General features: G+C 54.9%; 15 protein-coding genes. 4 read left to right on the top strand and 11 right to left on the bottom strand.

The genetic code is table 11. The features are described from left to right. Positions 1 to 68 precede the first annotated feature (68 nt). The 3 genes from AC2Q8J_RS15570 to plsB all read right to left on the bottom strand — a co-directional run bounded on the left by AC2Q8J_RS15570 (position 69) and on the right by plsB (position 5,058). Complete coding sequence (locus AC2Q8J_RS15570; RefSeq protein ID WP_486451743.1) at positions 69 to 488, bottom strand: response regulator; 420 nt, start codon at positions 486 to 488, stop codon at positions 69 to 71. Then, entirely contained in the window at positions 475 to 2,460 is a 1,986-nt protein-coding gene (locus AC2Q8J_RS15565) for an ATP-binding protein (protein WP_486451742.1), read from the bottom strand. The genes AC2Q8J_RS15570 and AC2Q8J_RS15565 overlap by 14 nt, the downstream gene beginning before the upstream one ends. Before the next feature lie 99 nt (positions 2,461 to 2,559). Further along, positions 2,560 to 5,058, bottom strand: coding sequence for a glycerol-3-phosphate 1-O-acyltransferase PlsB (gene plsB / locus AC2Q8J_RS15560; RefSeq protein WP_486451741.1), 2,499 nt, complete (start codon positions 5,056 to 5,058; stop codon positions 2,560 to 2,562). Positions 5,059 to 5,279: 221 nt separating this feature from the next. Between plsB and AC2Q8J_RS15555 the strand changes: the two genes are divergently transcribed. Next, positions 5,280 to 6,779: a protein adenylyltransferase SelO gene (locus tag AC2Q8J_RS15555; RefSeq protein ID WP_486451740.1), complete on the top strand. Its 1,500-nt coding sequence runs from the start codon at positions 5,280 to 5,282 to the stop codon at positions 6,777 to 6,779. Positions 6,780 to 6,829: 50 nt separating this feature from the next. On the opposite strand, the gene AC2Q8J_RS15550 is transcribed toward AC2Q8J_RS15555, so the two are convergent. After that, positions 6,830 to 7,987 (bottom strand): alkane 1-monooxygenase, encoded by a 1,158-nt coding sequence (locus AC2Q8J_RS15550; protein ID WP_204996033.1) that lies wholly within the window; start codon positions 7,985 to 7,987, stop codon positions 6,830 to 6,832. A gap of 121 nt (positions 7,988 to 8,108) precedes the next feature. Here AC2Q8J_RS15550 and AC2Q8J_RS15545 point away from each other — a divergent pair, with 121 nt between their 5' ends. Both AC2Q8J_RS15545 and AC2Q8J_RS15540 read left to right on the top strand, forming a co-directional pair. Continuing rightward, positions 8,109 to 8,690: a TetR/AcrR family transcriptional regulator gene (locus AC2Q8J_RS15545; protein ID WP_204996034.1), complete on the top strand. Its 582-nt coding sequence runs from the start codon at positions 8,109 to 8,111 to the stop codon at positions 8,688 to 8,690. 128 nt (positions 8,691 to 8,818) lie between these two features. Then, a complete protein-coding gene (locus AC2Q8J_RS15540) occupies positions 8,819 to 9,067 on the top strand; it encodes a DUF2970 domain-containing protein (protein WP_204996035.1) in 249 nt (82 codons plus the stop codon). 44 nt (positions 9,068 to 9,111) lie between these two features. Here AC2Q8J_RS15540 and AC2Q8J_RS15535 read toward each other — a convergent pair whose 3' ends face one another. From AC2Q8J_RS15535 to AC2Q8J_RS15505, 7 genes are all read right to left on the bottom strand, one after another. Continuing rightward, a complete protein-coding gene (locus AC2Q8J_RS15535) occupies positions 9,112 to 11,490 on the bottom strand; it encodes an efflux RND transporter permease subunit (RefSeq protein WP_486451739.1) in 2,379 nt (792 codons plus the stop codon). Next, positions 11,483 to 12,655, bottom strand: coding sequence for a WD40/YVTN/BNR-like repeat-containing protein (locus tag AC2Q8J_RS15530; protein ID WP_486451738.1), 1,173 nt, complete (start codon positions 12,653 to 12,655; stop codon positions 11,483 to 11,485). Before AC2Q8J_RS15530 ends, AC2Q8J_RS15535 begins: the two co-directional genes overlap by 8 nt. 9 nt (positions 12,656 to 12,664) lie before the next feature. Beyond that, a complete protein-coding gene (locus tag AC2Q8J_RS15525) occupies positions 12,665 to 14,053 on the bottom strand; it encodes a DUF1329 domain-containing protein (protein WP_486451737.1) in 1,389 nt (462 codons plus the stop codon). Between the two features lie 12 nt (positions 14,054 to 14,065). Further along, positions 14,066 to 15,952, bottom strand: coding sequence for a DUF1302 domain-containing protein (locus tag AC2Q8J_RS15520; RefSeq protein ID WP_486451736.1), 1,887 nt, complete (start codon positions 15,950 to 15,952; stop codon positions 14,066 to 14,068). Between the two features lie 337 nt (positions 15,953 to 16,289). Continuing rightward, positions 16,290 to 17,306 carry a hypothetical protein gene (locus tag AC2Q8J_RS15515; protein WP_486451735.1) on the bottom strand — a complete coding sequence of 339 codons (1,017 nt, stop codon included), beginning with the start codon at positions 17,304 to 17,306 and terminating at the stop codon, positions 16,290 to 16,292. 363 nt (positions 17,307 to 17,669) lie between these two features. After that, the gene (locus AC2Q8J_RS15510) at positions 17,670 to 18,170 is read right to left on the bottom strand and encodes a hotdog family protein (protein WP_486451734.1); all 501 of its coding nucleotides are present in this window, start codon (positions 18,168 to 18,170) and stop codon (positions 17,670 to 17,672) included. A 77-nt stretch (positions 18,171 to 18,247) separates the two neighbouring features. Next, positions 18,248 to 18,709, bottom strand: coding sequence for a hypothetical protein (locus AC2Q8J_RS15505; RefSeq protein ID WP_486451733.1), 462 nt, complete (start codon positions 18,707 to 18,709; stop codon positions 18,248 to 18,250). A 157-nt stretch (positions 18,710 to 18,866) separates the two neighbouring features. Between AC2Q8J_RS15505 and AC2Q8J_RS15500 the strand changes: the two genes are divergently transcribed. Next, positions 18,867 to 18,998, top strand: a complete 132-nt coding sequence (locus tag AC2Q8J_RS15500) for a hypothetical protein (protein WP_275587354.1) — start codon at positions 18,867 to 18,869, stop codon at positions 18,996 to 18,998. Positions 18,999 to 19,013 lie beyond the last annotated feature (15 nt).

The following is a 19,013-nucleotide window of genomic DNA, read 5'->3' as shown; positions in this document are numbered from 1 at the left end:
TGCTACGGCGCGTAAATGACAGCGTTCGGACAATTTAACGACAAAATTATGACAAACGGGGAGGCAATCTAGTGGGAGCGAACGGCAGATGGGTAGTATTTTTTTAGCACAGCTTCGAGCTTCTCGTCATCGAGCGGCTTCAGAGTAAACTCGGATACCAGGCCTCTCTCTTCAGCTTTCGAGCGATCGTCAGGGTTCTGCGACGTCGTCAGCATCACAACGACCACGCCGGCCTTCTGCTTAGAAGGGAGGTTTCCATAAGCCTCCAGGAATTCCCAACCGTTCATCACCGGCATATTGATATCGAGCAAAATAAGTTCTGGCTGAGGGTGTTTATCCACGCCGCTGCGCAGATAATCCAGCGCCTGCGCACCGTCGCGGCACTCCACAACAGTCTCAGCGCAGCCGTAATTATCGATCACAAGGCGGTGGATGAAATTGGTTGCCTGACAGTCATCCACCAATAAGATCGTTTTAAGTTTTGCCATGCTGCTCTCCTAAGAGGGTAAAACAGAAGCAACTACCACCATCCCTTGCGCTGTCTATCCAGATATTGCCGCCATGCTGTTCGACAATTTTCTTGCACTGCGCCAAGCCGATCCCCGTTCCAGGGTAGTCTTCCCGCCCGTGCAAACGCTGGAAAATCAGAAACACACGCTCTCGATGGGCCTCGTCAATACCAATGCCGTTATCTTTCACACAAAATTGCCAGCCGTTTTCGCATGCCTGGGCGCTTATCTCAACACAAGGAACCACATCGTCTTTAACGTACTTCAAGCCGTTGCCAATCAGGTTCTGAAATAGCATACGCAAGCTGGCGGTATGGCCAACAATCGTCGGCAAGCCCCGGAAGCGGACGCTAGCACCGCGCTCGCGAATCTTTGCGGCTAAGTCGTCACAGACTTCAGCGACCAGCGACTGGCAATTCACTGGCTCCCAGGGAGCATCTTGACCCAATCGGCTGTATTCAAGCAGGCCGTTAATCAACAACTCCATCCGCGAGGCCGACTGATTGATAAAGGCTAAAAATTGCTGTGATTGCTCATCAAAATTTTCTGCATTTTTTTGCTCAAACAAGCTGACAAAACTCTTAATCGTACGCAGTGGCTCCTGCAAGTCATGAGACGCAATGTAGGCAAACTGTTCCAGCTCTTTATTTGCTCTGGCCACTCGTCCTAGGTTCTGTTCAAGCTCCGTTTGCACCGCTCTACGCTGGACAACTTCGTTTTCAAGAGCGCGCTGCTGGGTGGTGAGTTCGTCGAGCAGTGCGCTGAACTCGCGGGCCAGGGCCCCGACCTCTGCATAGGCATCCACCGGCAAATCTTCAGCGCGCGTCGCCCTGCCTTTTTGCTGAATTACCGTGCGCATATGCTGAAGTGGCGCAACAATTTTCTGCGCGAGGATCGTGGCCAATGCAAGAAACACCAGCAAGGTGGTAACCACAAACACACTTTGTTTCTTTAGCAGCTCGCGACTAACGACCATGGCATCCCGGTAGGGCAAGCTCACAACAACGGCTAGCTGCTGCCCCGTACTACCCAGTTGATAACCCAGTTTTTTGAGTGCAAAAAGGCGGCGCTGGTCGCCTACATTTGTTTGCGTTTGCCAAACTTGACGATTTGCGTCGGCGAGAAACTGGTCCGCCTCAGGTAAATCATCGACAAGGGTGCTGCGCTCGCCGTATTCAAAGCGGAAGGTTTTGCTGCGATCTGGGTGAAGTAAATAGTCGCCGCCGCTCCGAACAATATAGTGGGCTAACTCGTCCTGGGCCGCCTCGCCGATACGCGAGAACATTTCTTCCAGGCGGTGATTCACAACAATCACGCCACGGCGCTGCCCCTGGCTATCGTAGACCGGCGTCACCGCACGAATAACGGCATGGGGAGGTTGCATTATTTGGTGGTTTTCACGGTTTAAGCCGATGTCAGACAACCAGACGACATCCTCTGGCAAGGCCAGGCCTGCCTGGACATAATCCCGGTGAGCCTTATTCTGCAAGTCGGCGTCTGCGACAATTCTGACCTGCCCATCGCTGCCATAGCGATCCACGCGCACCACTTCTTGGCCGCTGGCGTCGATAAGCCGAATCTGCACGCTCATGGGTTTGGCGGCCAACATTTGCAAAAATGCTTGTTGAAGATGATCGCGCCAGTGCGCCGAGGCCGCCGATTTTGCGTCGACAGCCCTGCTTTCCAGCAAGCCTGCAACAGCGGGAGCATGGCGCAGAAAAGCGACATCGCGAAGCAATTCGCCGATATAGGCGTCAAATTGCAAGCTCAACCGCTCCGCCTCTGCACCCAACTGCTGCTGTCGCCTCTCTAGCAGCTGTTGTTCAAGAGTGGAAACGGTACTGAAAATCACCACCGCATTGCTGAGCACAACCGCGACAAGCAATACCAGCAGGACTCGCCGAGCAATAGAGCTACCTTTGACGAGATTTAGGAATCGCTGCTTTTTCATCAAGCCTCTACAAGCCGGCATGCAGAAACGTCCCCTCTCCCTGGAAGCCGATTGTATATCTTAGTCTAGTCACCGTGGCCGCGACTTTCGTATTAACCCTTACTCACCACCCTCGGCAGCACTGGGCATAGTGGGGCGCCGAATAAGCTGCAACATACTCTGCTGTACATCCGGCCCAAGGAGACTCACCCAACGCTGACTAAATACCGCCAGCCGCGGATTGCACCAAATACGCGGTTCTCCACCCTCTTCATCCTGCGCCAGTAACTCTTGCGAAATCAGGGTATCCAGGTAGACCCTGAACAGGTTTTTATCGAAGTACTCCGGCGCCTCCCGGCCACTGACAATTGCCAAGCGTTGCGCCATGTCGATAATGGTCTTCTCAATATCGCTACGCGGCGACGGCGTCTCACCTGGGGCGTGCACCAGGAGCAAGCTGGTCATGGTATAGCGCTCAAAGGTTTCCCGCAGAATCCGCCCCAGCCCGGTCAGCACGGCATAGGCTTCTGTACCCACTTCAGGCCGCGATAACACACCCTCATCACAGCGCTCTAACAAGCCAAGCGCAACGAGATTATCGATATGAGACTCAACGAGCGCCTCGCCCTCCTGCTCGTCAACGCGCAAAAATAACTCGCGCTTGAGGAAGGGCAGAAGTTGCGCGCAAGACTCTTTCAATTCGGCCTCATTCACGCGCTCACTGTGTCGGAAAAAGCGCGCGATCAAACTCGGTGTGGCCAAAACGTGCATGACCGAGTTGCGGTAGTAGGTCAGCATCACCGCCTCTTTGCCGGTAGCGGTGATAATTGGCCCCCAACTGTGATCTATGCGCGACAGTCCCGCCGTGCGCGCCGCCGCATCGAGGATTTCTCGGGCGCTCCCCTCCGGCAGGATCACATCATCGCTGTAGGGCAGACGCTGCAACAGCGCGATAAAATGGTCGATCTGCGCCAACAGCTCATCCTCAGCCATCGCACGCTGCGGACTGGACAGCAGGATCATGGCCACCAAGCCTATCGGATTAATCACGGCCGCGGCATTGATACGCTCCATATTCTCCTGGGCGATGTGGTCGACAACACCGGGTATAAAGCTCTTATCACCGGCCTGCAGCTTACTGCGCCACTCCGGCTCAACCCGGCTCAAACACTCATCCAGGCTAATCGGCTCACCGAAGGAGACATGAGGGCTGCCATACGATGACTTGAAAATTCGCGTGGCCTTCAACAAGCCACCGGCAGATTCACTCTGCTTGGCTGCGCCGCGCAATTCCTTCACATAGGACGCGCCCTCCACCAGTTTGTCATAGCCGACATACACCGGAACCAGGGCAGCCTTGCGCGCAGGTTGCGCCAAAAAGCTCTCCACCGTCATGCGCAACATGCCTTTCTTCGGCGGCAATAATCGCCCGGTTCGCGAGCGGCCGCCTTCGGGGAAGAATTCCACCGGGTAGCCGCGCCCGAGAATAACATCGAGATAGTTGCGAAAAACCGCTGTGTATAGCTGCTGGCCGGCAAAACTGCGGCGGATATAAAAGGCACCACCGCGACGCAGCAAACCACCCACTGGCCAAAAATTAAGGTTTACCCCCGCCGCAATATGGGGCGGCACCAGACCCTGGGTATACAGGCCGTAAGAAATAAGCAGGTAATCCAAATGGCTGCGATGACTGGGCATGTAAATTAGCTGGCGGTCGTTGGCGGCGCGATTTAGGCGGTCAATATGGTGCAGGCGGATGCCACTGAAGATCTTGCGAAATACCCAGCTCAGAATCAGGTCCAGCACCCGCAGCATTCGAGAGTCGAAATTCGCAGCGACCTCGTCTGCCATTTTTCGCGCTTGTTTTATCACCTGCGCATCAGTTAGCTGCTTTTCCTGCTGGTGCTGGGCCATCGCCGCTTTAACTTCAGGGCGGCGCAATACCAGGCGAATAATCGCCGGGCGCGATAGCAGGCTTGGGCCAAGTGCAGCCGTTTTTCGGCGGCTATAGTAGAAACTCAGGGTGCGAGCCAGCAGCTCCGCCGCCGACGCCGGCTCTTTGGTACGGGCAACCAGTGTCTGAAAGTTAATGGGCATGGCGAAGTGCAAAATCACATTCTTGCGCTGCGCAATGATCACCATTAGCTTGCGAAAGGCCCCGCCGCGTTCACCATCGCCGAGTAGCAGTTTCAGAAATGATGTTTCACTGCCGGGGTCGCGCCCCCAAAACATCGACACCGGAACAATCTGCATTTCCTTGGCCAGGGCACTGGCGGTGTCATCACCGAGGCGCGCGATAAGCGCCGACATGGTCGCCTTACCGCGGTCATTGCCGCGCTCGCCACGTAACACCGGCAGATACAGACACGCGGCGCGGCTGCTATCGGGCAGTTTACCCGGTGTAGCGCGCAGCAGTGGCAGCCCCTCAGCTTTAAGAATCCGCTCGAGTAAAAACCGGTCAGTCCAGCTGTGCTGGCGCAGCACATAGCACACCGGTCGACCGTCAATGGCCTCGCGCAGCCCCTCGTCTACCTGCACAATGTTCGGTCGAACAAGTGCGAACACGGGGGCCGAGACGAATCGGCACAGCAAAAAAAACAGTTTGGTAAACCAGGGCATGGGTCTATGGCTTCCTGAAAGCATCGCCAAGCATCAGTGCAACTGTGCTCGGTCACTATGGTTATCAAATCGAGTTTGAAAAATGGTAATTTTACCGCGTTAATGCGCCGAGGTCGCGCCTCGCTAAAAGAAATCCATGCATTGGCGACCCGAGCGGGCAGCGAACGTCGCGGCCACGTACAATGGTTGCCCGCCAAACGTCAGACGAGAGCCCAAACACCATGCGCCCGATCCCCTTCGACAACAGCTACCAAACTCTGGCGGACAGCCTGTTTCATCGCCAGCAGGCAGAGCCGGTGTCCGCGCCCCAAGCCCTGCTGATTAACACCGGGTTGGCCGAAGCGCTGAATATCGACAGTAAGTGGCTGGCCTCGCCGGCAGGTATTGATGTTCTGTCCGGCAATGCGCTGGCCGCGGGTAGCCAGCCCATTGCCTGCGTGTACGCCGGTCATCAGTTTGGCAACTACAATCCGCAACTTGGCGACGGCCGCGCATTGCTGCTCGGTGAAGTCATTGACCGCCAGGGCCAACGCAAAGATATTCAATTGAAGGGATCCGGGCGCACGCCCTACTCTCGCGGTGGCGACGGCCGCTCACCACTGGGGCCGGTTATTCGCGAATACTTGCTCAGTGAGGCCATGCACTGCTTGGGCGTACCGAGCACGCGGGCCTTGGCCGCGCTGGCTACCGGCGACTCGGTTTTTCGCGAGCACGGCCCTCTGCCCGGCGGTATTCTATGCCGCGTTGCCAGCAGCCACTTGCGCGTGGGTACGGTTCAGTTTGTCGCAGCGCAGCAGGACCCCGAACTACTGCAGCAACTAATGGATTACGTTATTGACCGCCACTACCCTGAGTGCAAGCAGAGCGAATCGCCCTATGAGGCGCTGTTTAACGCGATCCTCAATGCCCAGGCAACGCTTATCTCGCGCTGGCAGGCCCTGGGGTTTATCCACGGCGTGATGAACACCGACAATATGTTGCTGTGCGCGGAAACCATTGACTACGGCCCGTGCGCATTTATGGAGGCGTATCACCCCGGCACGGTGTTCAGTTCGATCGACCAACAGGGGCGATATGCCTACGGCAATCAGCCAGCCATCGCCCAATGGAACCTCGTGCAACTTGCCCAAGCCATGCTGACGTTGATGCAGCAGCCGGGCGAGTCGGACCTAAAGCCGGCCGTGCAGCGCGCGCAGGACGCCCTCAACACCTTCCCGGACACCTTCCTCCAGGCGTATCGACAGCGCATGGCCGAAAAACTCGGCTTCTCCCATATCAACGATGACGACGAAGCCCTGTACCGCGATTTCCTAGCACTACTGGAAGAGCATGACTGCGACTTCACCCTGAGTTTCCGCAGCCTGAACGACCGCGCAGCGGTAATGGCCAACTGCGAAAGGGGTGGTGACAGCATCGCTGGGCTTTTCCAATTGCCGAATGCCTTCGCGCCTTGGTTAGAACGCTGGCAACAGCGCTTCAATGCCGACGCCACACCAGCCGAGCAGCGCTACCTCACCATGCAAAAGGCCAACCCGGTATTTATTCCGCGCAACCACTTGGTGGAAAGCGCCATAGAGAAGGCCTATGAGGGTGATATGAGCGTGTTCTTTGCCCTGCAAACGCGATTACAAGACCCTTTTGAATACCAGTGCGATGCGGCCGAGTTCGCCGCACCCGCTACCGACGGCAACCGGGTAACGGCAACCTTTTGCGGAACCTAGTGCTGCCCGAGTAATTGGGCCCGCGAAGGCGGGCCCGTGCGGAACGGCAATCAAAGGCCGAGTTTTGCCCGAACCTTCGGCGCTACGTTTGCCTGAGATAAGTCGCCGTTGTAGTGCGCCTTCACACGGCGGTCCATCACCCAGCGCCACAGCGGCGGGAAGTACGCCAGCGGCACCATCCCCGCATAACCACTGGGTAACTGGGGAACATCCTCGTAGTGACGCAGGGCCTGATAACTGCGCGTGGGGTTGGCGTGGTGATCAGAATGACGCTGCAATTGATACAGCAGAATGTTCGTCACCAAGTGATTGCTATTCCACGAATGCTCGGGCTGACAGCGCTCGTAGCGCCCAGAGGACAGCTTTTTGCGGCACAAGCCGTAGTGCTCCAGATAATTGATCACTTCGAACAGGGTCATGGAATAGAGGGATTGGGCCGCCATAAATGGCAGTACCGCCCAGCCAAAGACCGCAGCAATAATGGCGTACAGCACCACACTCATCGACCAGGCCTGAAGATTGTGGTTCTGCCAATGCCATACTGGCTTGCCCTGACGCTCAAGTCGCTTCTTCTCCAACGCCCAGGCACTGCGGAGACTGCCTGTCATCGTGCGCGGCAAAAACTGCCAAAAGCTTTCCCCATACCGGGCACTGGCTGGATCTTCTGGCGTTGCCACCCGCACGTGGTGACCGCGGTTGTGCTCAACGCAAAAGTGGCCATAAAAGGTCGGCGCCAACGACAACATGCCCAGGTACTTTTCAACCTTGCTATTTTGGTGACCGAGCTCGTGGGCAGTATTGAACGCTACCCCGCTGACAATGCCGACCGATACCAACAGCCCGCTGATTCCCACCCAGCCCAGCTCGCCGCCGGCCAACACCGACATTGCCCAAAATAAGGTGGCAAATTGCAGGGGGAGGAACGCGTACACACAGTAGCGGTAGTAGCGGTCTTGCGACAACGCCGCAACCACCTCCTCGGGGGGATTGTGCGGATCGTTACCAATTAGGTAGTCCAACGCGGGGATCACGGTATACAGAAACAGGGGCGCAAACCACCACCCCCATTCCGACCCCGTCAGTGCTGCCATGCCCCCACTCATCAGCGGAAATAACGGCACGATCATGCCAAATAGCCACAAATACCGTTTGCCATCGACCCACTTTGCTGCGGACGACGGCGTGTTGATCTCAAGCTCACTAGCCATTTCACCACCTAATCTACTTATTGGATTTATTTACCTACTAATTTGTAGATTATTGGCGAAACAATGCCGTGTCAACATCTGGTAGACTTAATCCTACTATTTTGAAGATTATGGACTCACCATGGCGCGGCCTCGCACACAACCCAACGCTCCCAGTACCCGCAGCAAAATTCTCAATGCCGCGCGCATTGAATTCTCCACCCAGGGTATCGCCGCGCCGCTGGACGCTATCGCCAAGCGCTGCGGCATCCGGCGCCCCTCCCTGCTACACCACTTCCCCTCCAAGCAAGCACTGATTGCCGCGGTTACCGACGATATTTTGGGAAAGGCGCGAGAGCGACTGATTCAGGCAGTTGGCGCCAAAGGCGGCGACTATGCACAGACCATGCAGGCCATTATCCGTGTGCTGAGAGACCTGGAGGCCGAAGAACAGGGGGTAGCCGGTGTGCTGCTGCACGCACTGATGAGCAGTGACACCGACAACCCGGTGTCGGGCAAAATGACCGAGTTTATCGATATTATTTTTGCCACCGTATTAATGGCGGGAAACCCCTCGGGCAAGCCCAAGGTCGAACTGCGCGCCGCTATCGCCCACCTGGTGATGGGCGAGTTGACCCGCGTGGCGCTGGCTAGCAGCGCCGATGCTATTTGGGGAGAAGGCGACGGCGTCGACCAGTTGTTTCGCAGCTATTTCCTTCCATAATAGCGGGCTCGTTGGGCGTCACTGTCGCTATAGTCTTGCGCGGCAATCAGGTAAACTCTCTGACAAGATGAGTTTGCCGCAAACTCAAAGGAAGACCGACACCTACTGAGAATCCCCGAGGTCGTATCATGGACAATGCACAAGAGAAAACGGAACCCGCAGAGAACAACCAAAAACCTTTGAGCTTCTTCGAGGTTTTCAAGCAGGCCATTTCGCTAATGTTCGCCCTGCAAAATCGCTCCGGGCAAAAGCGCTTAATGGACTTGGCAGAAACCAATCCCATGCCGCTGATCTTCGCCGGCGTGACGGCGATGGCGATTTTCTTCTTGTTCTGCTTTATCAGCTCGCAAATTGTGATCAGCCTGCTGACCTCGTAATCGCCACACAGGTCTGCGCTGCCAGTGCAGACCAGCCCTGTCGGCTATGCTTTGCCATCTGCCGCGCTCGTGACTTGCTGATGGGGCTTGGCGCCAAACAGCCACGCTAACGCGGGAAGAACCAGTAAGGCACCCACCATATTCCAGAAGAACATAAAGGTTAGCATTAGCCCCATATCGGCCTGGAATTTAATGGGCGAGTAGATCCACGTCCCTACCCCGACGGCCAGGGTTAAGCCCGTAAAGGCCACCGCGGTACCACTGGTTTTCAGTGCTGAAAAATACGCGCTGCGAAGGTCCTGGCCCTCGCGCAAGAAATGCGCTAGAGCGGTATAAATATAGATGCCGTAGTCGACCCCAATTCCCACCCCAAGCGCGATCACAGGCAGTGTTGCCACCTTGACGCCGATGCCCAGCATCGCCATCAATGCCTGACCGAGTAAAGAGGTCAGCATCAGCGGCAGAATGATGCAGGCAGTGATTTTTAGCGAGCGGAAATTGAGCAGGCACAGTACAATCACCACGCCATATACCCAGATCAGCATACGGTTCTGCGCGGTGCGAATCACAATATTCGTTGCCGCCTCAACACCGGCATTGCCAGCCGCCAAGCGGAAGCTTATGTGTTCGCTATTGTACTGCTCGGTAAAGCCCTCTGCGGCAGCAATCACTTGATCAAGGGTGTCCGCCTTGTGATCCTCAAGGAATAGAATCACCGGCACCATCGAACAATCGGTATTTAACAAGTTGCTGGGCACGCGGCTCAGGGAGTTATTCAAAATATATTGATTGCGACTCAACGCATGCCACTGAGGGTTACCCTCGTTCATGCCCATGATCACCAGCTTGGAAATATCGACCAGCGACAACGCCGATTGCACCCCCGGCACATTTTCCATCACCGCTTGAAAATGGTCTATTGCCGCCAGCGACTGGTAGTTGCCACATTGCTGAGGCGGGGTATGCGCCATCACAACAAAGACATCGGTACTGGTCGAGTAATTATCGGTAAGAAAAGCCGTATCGAGATTGTAACGAGAGTGCGGACGCAGCTCGGGCGCGCCGGGATCGAGATCGCCGATTTTTTGATGCTGTGCCAGCCACCAGCCACCAGCGAAAAGTACCGTGCAGGCCGCAACAATCAATTTGGCATTGCGCGGTAGACTCGCCGCCGACAGCTGGTGCCAATGACGATATTCGCTGTTAAGTTTGTCGTCGCGGTAGCGGTGACAGCGCTGACTGATTCCGGTGTAGGACAGCACCAACGGGAGTAAGATCAGGTTGGTTAACACCAGCACCGCGATGCCGGTACTGGCGATCAGTGCCAGCTCTTGAATAACCGGAATATCAATTACGCGAAGAGTAAGAAAGCCCACACCATCGCTAAGCAGGGCAATAAAGCCCGGCTTGCTCAACCGAACGAAGGTCAGCTTGGCGGCTTCCCGCGTGTCGACGGCGCTGTGGCTTAGGTGTGCAAAGCGGTTGATGATCTGCACCGAGTGACTGATGCCCACCGCAAAGACCAAAAACGGCACCAGCATCGAATAGGGGTCTAAGCCGAGGCCCATAATGGGCAACAGCCCCAGCTGCCAGACCACCGCAACCGTTGAACACAGCAACGCGGCAAACGTGCTCCAATGGCAGCGACTGTACAAAAACAGCATCACTGCGGTGATCACAAAGGCAACCGCGAAGAAGGTCCCTACCAGTGACGCCCCGTCGATCAGGTCCCCCACCAGTTTGGCAAAACCGGTAATGTGGATACGCAGGTCTTCTGTCTGATATTTGTCGCGCACCAACGCTTCAAGGTCAGCCGATAGTTGCTGGTAGTCAAGGCGCTCGCCCGTCTTCGGGTCGCGCTCAACCAGCGGCGCAACAATAATAGTGGAGCGGAAATTGTTGGCCACCAAGCGACCGATCTGGCCCGACTTAAGTGTGTTAGCGCGAAGCTTTTCCAAAGCCTGAGGCGAACCGTCGTAATCGTCTGGAATAACTGCGCCGCCGACAAAGCCCTCTTCGGTCACCTCCAGCCAGCGCACGTTAGGCGTCCACAAAGACTGAAGGCCGGCGCGATCGACGCCGTTTATATAAAAAACCTCGTCGGTGATCTCTTGAAGGGTTTGTTGAAATTCCCGGCTAAATATATCGCCGTTTTTATTCTCAACGATGATGCGCACCGCATTACCGAGCCCGGACAGGTCTTCGCGGTTTTCCAGAAAATTAACAATATAGGGATGAGATACCGGGATCATTTTTTCGAAGCTGGCATCCGGTCGCAACCCCCGCAACTGCCAGCCAAAAAATGCCGTCAGGATCACAAATAGCAGTATTAGCGGCGCTCTGGCGCGCAGTAACAGCGCCCCCAAAAACGGGCGTAAACGGCCATCCTCTTCCGTTAGGGTCAAGCTTTCTTCGCTACTCACTGGCCTCTCCTTCGGGAAGCGCCGCGGCGCCATTCATACCCACTGCAACGACTCGGCCACTGCCGTCGCCGCTTACCGACGAGAAGCTGCTGCGACTGGGGTGTAGCTTTGACGCGAAGGGGGCGCCCTCTGGGCCAAGCAGATAACCGCCTCCAGCGCCGACCAAAATCACCGTACCATCGGCCAAACGCGTACCGCCATACAAACTGAAAGGCGCAGCAGGCAGAGACTGCCAACGCGTGCCGCCATCTGTACTTTTAAAAATATGGCCGCGCAAGCCGTAGGCCATTACCTCATCGCCCCGCGTAACAACGCCGAATAGACTGCCATCATAAAACGGCCCCAGGCGCTGCCATTGGCGACCACCATCCAGCGAGCGATACATCAGTCCCGCCTCGCCGCTAAGGTAAAGGCGGCCACTGCGATCGGCATCGACATCGTAATAGTGATAGCGGTCAGGATTCTCAATTCCCGCCGCAGCGATCACCCAGTTTTCGCCGCCGTCTTCGGTGCGATAAATCATGCCGTATGCGCCAACGGCAACGCCGTTTTTGGCATCACCAAACCAAATATCAAGAAACGGGTCTACCGGGCCGGTCTGCAACGCGAGCGTGGCATCCTCCAGCGCGTATTCAGCGTCGTCCAGACGATATTCAAGGTCGTCCCGCTCAGCCTGCTGCGAGTCGTCCAGCTCCTCGATTGTCTCGGCCAGCGAGTCGCGACGTTGCTGAATAAAGTTCAACCACTGCCGGTTGGCCTGGTTACCATCGAACTGCTTGTGCCACGTTTGGCCGCCGTCACCGCTGTGCAGGATGATGCCACCATGGCCCGCCGCCCAACCGTTTTGGGCATCGATAAACGTGACCGAAGTCAGCGTATTGCTGTGCGGCACAACGGCTTGCTGCCATGTATCGCCGCCGGTGTCTGAGTACAGAACAACGCCGCGCTCACCCACCGCGACCAGTCGGCCACCCGCACGGGTGATATCAAGCAGAACACGCTTCCCCGCCTCGGCCACGGTCAACGCGGGAAGTGCCTCAAAGTCGTTGGCGTAAGCGCTGCTGCCAGTGACTACACAAGACGAAATCAAGGCTATGGCAGCACAAACCTGGCGGACGATGCGCGGCCAATGCCGCGCAGTAACTTGTTTATTATTGTTTGTCATAAGCCGGACTTAACGTCGTCCAGCCCGGCGCAAAGCCGCCGGTGTGAAGTCTCTAAATTTACCTTGGTAATTAAAGTCGTACTGGTAGCCCTCTTCCTCATTATCGAGGCCAGTAACCAAATAGCGACCGGAGTTCAGGTCATACAGCGACTCGCACGCCAACCAGGGCACGGCCACTTGATAATGCATCACTTCATGGCCTTCTTTTACCTTCCACAACTCGCCGCGACCGTCGTAATGATCTGCGATGGCGATCTGCCAGGTGTCCTCGTCAACAAAGAAGGTGCGACGAGCATAAATATGTCGGGAGCCCTCTTTCAATGTGGCCTCAACCACCCACACCCGGTGCAACTCATAGCGCAAATGCTCGGGATTCATATGCCCCTTGTTGAGAATATCTTTGTATGCCAGCTTGCCGTCTCTCAGGCGATAGCTGTTGTAGGGGATATATAACTCGCGCTTGCCCTTTAATTCCCAGTTGTAGCGATCCAGGGCGCCATTGAACATATCGAGGTCGTCCGAGGTGCGCAAACCGTCCGAGGCAGTGCCCGGGCCATCATAGGCAATGGTCGGTGCCAAGCGCACGCGACGCTGCCCGGCATTGTAGAGCCAGGCGGAACGCGGCTCCTTAATTTGGTCAATATTTTCATGCACCAGCAATACATCGCCCTCTAAGCGCGCTGGCGCCAAAATACGCTGCAAGAACACAAACAGGCGATTGGGATTGGGGTTATCCGCGAAGCGGTTGGCAAACAATACCGACTCCTCGAATAACACTGGCGTAAAGCCGCCACTGGCCTGCACCGGGATCTGGGTATAGCGCCGCGACACACCCAGTGGGGTGCGGTAGCGAGTGATATGATTCCAGATAACCTCCTGGCCACTTTGCGGAATAGGGAACGGTACACTGGCCGAGAAATTCACCAAGCCATTCCCGCCCTCTACCATATCGGTTTGGGTAGCCCCGGTTTTAATCCGCTGGTACTCGGTATCGGGCAGGCGAGCGCTACGGTGGCTGGGATAGACATTCATCTTAAAGCTATCGGGATATCGATTGAGCAATGCCAGTTGCCCCGGCGACAGCTTGTCCTTGTGTTGATTGGCATTTGCTGCGGTGATCGCAAACAGTGGCGCTTCCCCGGCATAGGGGTCAACCAAACGTTCACCGGGCTTGTACGCGGCCGGCAATTTTTTTAAGCCGCCCGTCCAAGCCGGAATACTGCCATCGGCATTTGCCGCTAGCTCTGCGCCCATCGGCGTCAGCTGGGCACCGCCTAACTGCGCGGCTTTCTCAGGAGAAACCTTGGCAGAGGCGACGCTCGCCCCCAAGGCCGCAACGACGGTGGTGTAGAACAAGCCGGTCGTGATCGAGCGAATGCTGTGCTTGAAGCTATGCATAGTAGCCCCCTCTTAAAATGCAACGGAAAAACTCAGCGAGATAAAATCCCTATCCTGCTGATCGTTATAATCGGCACCAAAGTAATTGGTGTATGAGATATCAGCCTGATAGGTGCTCAAGTAATCGGCACTTAGGCCAATACTCAATGCCTGACGGCCTTCAATAAAGTTCGGTGGTGGTGAATAACCGCTCACATCGTGAGACCACGCCATATTTGGTGTTAGGTTCACACCCTTGAAAACATCGGAATAGGTCAGACGCGCTCGCACTCGGTAGCCCCAGGAGAAGTCCTCGACAAATCCATCGTCGGTGCAGTTTTGCGGCTGTGAATTCGGCTGGACACCCGCTAACAGGCTCAACACAGGGTGCGAGTCACAACTCACCGGAATAATCCCCGGTAGCGGAGGTAATAGGTTCAGGATGGCCGGCGGTAGCGGCAGCCCACTGTTTATTGGCTCAAAGTCACCGATGCCAAAGGTTGCCGAACGACCATAGTTAATCGCCTCGTTCATCCCCCCTATCCACACCCCACCTACTTCGGCGGCGATCGCCAAGCGGTCTGCGCCCATTACCTGCTCAAAGAAGCGGATAAAGGTCATCTGCGCCTGGGTGTATTCAACATTATCGAAACCATGCACCACGCCGCCGGGACCAGCGGCAGCACCACGATCAGCAATCCGCGACCACTCGTTAAGCGAACCCAGCGCCAGTGTCTGGCTGATTTCTACGGTATTAATCTGCAAGGGAAGCTCAGGCCGGTAACTGACCTCACCCGACACCGCCCACAGGCCGAGGTTGGTTGCGAAGGTCAGCGCGTAAACTTCGATATCTTCAGGAAACTCGAAAAAGTAATGCGGATTTTCAGGCTGGCCGGTCAGCGGGCTGAAGCTGGTCGCATTAATACCGCTCAATATCGGCGTGCGGCTGTGATAGTTGACGTAATAGGCGCCAATTTCCGTACCGCCCAACCAGTCAAAGAAATACCGACCCGCAATACCCCACTGCCCGGAATCACCCGCCTCGTCATCGGCAGCGCGTGGCATAAAGCCCCCGGCAGCGACCTGATCAGCGTCGGGCGCCGCCGTCGACAACGTCAGCTTGTCGCAACCCCCGCCATAGACATCCGCACTACTCCAGTAGGTGCCGCAGCCTTCAAGAACCGTTCGCTTCCATTCGTATTGATAAAAAGCCTCTATGCTTAATTCCGCGGTAACGCCAATATTGGCGTACAGCAACCCCACCGGCAGCAGTGCCTCTTTGATCTCAGAGCCAGGGCGGTGCAGCGCGGTCACATCGAAGGGACTAATAATATTCACGCCGTTTTGAATAAACGTGCTTTCCCCCCAGCTCAACACCATATTGCCGGCCCGCAGTTCTACGGGGGCGGAGCCAAGCTCAAAGTTGCCGTATAGGTAGTAATCCAAAAACTCAGCACCCTGGCTTTGGGCCAGGTCATCAAAGCCCTCCGTTTCCAGAGTGCCGTCAACACGGTAATTGTTTGGCACATGGCCGTGAGCGACTTCGCCCTCAGCCAAGGCATAGTCATACCAATATTTGAAACGCGTGAACAAACCGATGTTGTCCAGGCTCAACTCAAGGTCGTGCACCCCCTTGAATAAAAGGGAATACATATCACCTTTGTCGTAATTTAAATTCCCATCATCGGTGGTACTCACCGACGCGCGCCCCTTACCGTCGGTGTTACCCGGACTAAGATAGTCCTCATCCGGGTCCTCGGCACGCCAACTGGCACCGAGAGAAAGGGTCGAATTGAAACTGCCTTCAACCTCCCCCCAGTTAAACGTCAACGCCTGACTCTGGATGGGAACACCCAAGGTCAACGCACTTATACACACTGCTAGATAACGACGGGAACCAACTGCTGAAGTGTTCGCCATGCTTATTCTCCTCGCTTTTTGGAGAGCAAAGTCTCTGCTTATTGCAGTCAGACTAACGCCCAAGACGAGGTCAGCACTTGTCCTAGATCAAGGAATGCGGCATCGCGCCCGCAGAAGTGAATACACAGGCGCACTAAGACACAGGATCGCCAAATGCCTAAACAATGTCGGCTTAGCGCGAGATTACTATCAAAGACAAGTGCATGAAGAAGGGGGATTTATACATAGAAGGGCTGGTCTATGACCTGTTCACACCAACGACATCGTCGCTTTAGTGTGAACAGACCACCGACACACTCAACGCAGATATTGTGCGCAAAGGAAAAGTATGACCTATTTACTGGGCAAGCAGCCCATTCACAATGCGGTCATTGGCCATATCTATCGCCTTAAGAACACCATATCGGTAATACTCAGGGGTAGCGACAACAGAGATTTCCGTTGTTTTAGCAGAACCGCCGGTGAACAGGCCCACAGCAGAACTAAAGGCATTGGCGGCTTTTTGACTGCCAGAAGTGGTGTCTTCGTTCCGCCCGTAGGCCCCTCCAACTACAATGGGGTCCTTGAGACTGACATAGCCGTTATCTGAAAAGGTCCCACCTAAGTCAACAAGGAACTGCGCGGCAGAACCCGTCGTCACCTGAATACCTTGCCCTACGGTCACCGAGGCGCTCAGCGTGGTGCTTGTGCCGCCACCAAGAGGCACATCCTTAAAGTAATTCACTTCATAGTCAGTATCACTATCAAAGTACGCGAAATGAACATTGTAGTTGATGGCAAATACTGGTGCGCCCGCAGCTTCAGCCAATTCAGCAAAGGCATAAGGCATCGGCTTAACTTGGCTAATTTGATCGGGCACCGAGTATATATTCAGTGAATTCGCGGAGAAGGTCACCTGCTCAGGAGACGATTTCTTCAAAAAAGAAGACAGCCCCGAAGGCGTATAGGGAGCCGCTAGAGGCTTTAATTTTTTCCAAGGTTTTAGCTTTTGCAAATCGCTGACCGGCCTAACATTGAAACCCTTTGCAGTTAAATCAGCGACAAAGTCAGCATATGCCTCGTCGGTAATTTTTTGGAAGGTGGTATCTGGCACGCCGGTTAAATTGGCCTTCAGGGTACTCTTTGCGTATTGCGAGCCACTGCTTTGACGAATCATGGGGCTTACAGACTTCGACGAGCTTGAGTCCTTAGTTACGAAAGAAACCGCAAACTGCGCAACATAGACATCTTTACGCGCCCCGAGCGTAGCAACATTCTTACTTTCGAGGCGATCACCACCGCCACCTCCTCCTACTGAAGCACACCCCACTATCAACGCGGCTATACCGACGACGACAATTAGCCTTTCTTTCATGCCTATCTCCTTGTCAAAATTATTTTCCAACGATAGGAGAAGCGCATAACGCTTGCACCCCCTTGTTCAGGGGGGTATGCAAAGTGTGTGATAAAAAGCTAAATCAAGGGCGTAAGCTACGGCGACGACGGTGACGAGAAATTTATGACGGTGCATTTAGTAATAACTTTTCCAACCCCGGAGGAAGTGGTTGTTGATCTTGATGCGCGAAATAAATACCTGCTCGAACCGAAGGACGAAAACCTATACTGCTGTGGCGGAGTCTCACCGCCATACTTGGTAACTCTTCATTCAGAGAGTTCGCCGTCAGCCGACTAATTATGGCCAGGCTACTGGGGGCAACACCGTAATTGTTCGTTAGCACTACTTCATCACGCGCGCTTGCACAGCAATTTTCTTCCCGCCGTCACACCGCAAATTGCCACTAAACTCCGCTTCATAGTGTTTTCGCGAGCTGTTAATCACCTTCGCCCGCTCGCTGCCATCTGGCTGTAAACGGCAACTTGTACCGTCTGCTAAGGTAATGTCCAATTGCTTGAGCGATGAAGGCTGGCCCGGAAGTGTCATCACCTTGGCGGAGATCGCGGCGGCACCCATCGACTTCATATCCTCGCTCATACTCGCGCCGCCTACCATGGCAACCATAGATGTCCCGCCAGGAACGACAATACGGCCTCCAACGGTACCACTAAGGTCACCGGTGTAGTTTACCGTCCAGCCCCTCTCTGATTCGGCGCAGGCACTCCCAACACCCCCTATACACACTCCAAGAATGAGTAAAAAAAACGCACGTATCATCAAGTTAGGCTCAGCGCCAACATCTGGCGCCGTAGCGGTCTTGGCCTGCAGGGTGGTATGAATCATCCGTGATCTCCAATACTGTTTTAGGATGGACTTGATACCCGCTGTCCAGCGGAGTATCTACTCCTCATGAGTGGGGTTCAATGAACTCGGGTATATTCAAGGCGCATCAGCTGGTTTCCCTGAACCAAGGTATCTTTCCCCTTAATTCTCCAAGCCTCTTCACTCTCTCCCCGTTTGAAGACTAAGTAGGCGCGATCGCCCGAGTCACGAACAAATATATCATCGTATTCTTGGCGGCTGCCGTTCGCTTCGACAAAGTCATGCCCAATGGTAATTTCCTCCACTCCCATTGCCGAAGCCATGGATCCAAACAGGCCATCAGCGCGGTCTGCAGCAAGTCTGTATTGCCCTTCATAGCCGTGGTCACCACAGGCATGGAGTATAAGCAGGGCGGTAAAGGAGAAAATGAAGCGTAATAGATTCATAACAACACCTTCCTTGGCTAATGTCATTACGACATAGTAAAGCGCGGAAGCACCTTTTTGGCTAGCCATGACCCTGCCTTTTTGCTGTACCGGTGAAGCGTTCACTTTCGCCAACGCAGCACTTCGTATCACGTCTCGTTCCGAACTGGAGAATCAGAAAAACAAAGACAACGGGAGTATTTATTTATCTAATTCAGATACTTAAATAGCGATTTGCTTTCAACTACCGCTATAGCGTCAAATGAAATGAACACTGAATGTGGAGGTAGACATGGGAGAGTTTACGGGGCTGATTGCAGCGATCGCTTTAGTCGCGTCAGCTATCGCAATTCCTGTGGTGATGTGGCGGTACGGCGACAAAATCGCTCACTGGTTCGACCGTTCTGACAAGGACAAGAATTAAGGATCTTTTTGAAAC

The organism is Spongiibacter sp. C9W (assembly GCF_057370015.1).
This window is presented reverse-complemented; position numbering and strand designations above follow the sequence as displayed.